Below are 369 nucleotides of genomic sequence, written 5' to 3'. Positions count from 1 at the left end.
CCGATTGAATTAAGGCAGGTCGAGCAGGATCTGATGAGCGAGCAGGAAAAGCAGTGGCTTGATGAGTATCATGAGCAGGTACGTGAGGCGCTGTCACCGCTTGTGAATAGGGAGGCGCGTGCGTGGCTGGAGGCGGCGACGGCGCCGGTTCGGGTGTAATTTCGTGCGGTCTGATGCCCTGACCCCTTCCCTCTCCCACGGGAGAGTGTGAAATCAGTAAAAACGGCAACAAGCTTGCCGTTTTTCATTTACCTTGCGCTGAAAAGCAAAAAGCCTGCTTTAAAAGCAGGCTTTTCAAATTTGGCTCCTCTGACTGGACTCGAACCAGTGACATCCGGATTAACAGTCCGCCGTTCTACCGACTGAACT

Annotated in this window: 1 protein-coding gene; it reads left to right on the top strand. The window is 53.4% G+C overall.

Features of this window, described 5'->3' with window-relative positions; genetic code table 11:
- The coding region (locus tag A6013_RS26505; protein ID WP_139128326.1) for a M24 family metallopeptidase C-terminal domain-containing protein at positions 1 to 159 on the top strand (159 nt) is incomplete at its 5' end.
- Positions 160 to 369: the final 210 nt, after the last annotated feature.

This window comes from Enterobacter sp. IF2SW-B1 (assembly GCF_001743375.1).
Lineage (GTDB): Bacteria > Pseudomonadota > Gammaproteobacteria > Enterobacterales > Enterobacteriaceae > Enterobacter > Enterobacter bugandensis.
The sequence above is the reverse complement of the archived record's forward strand: the minus strand, read 5'-3'. Positions and strand labels throughout refer to the sequence as shown.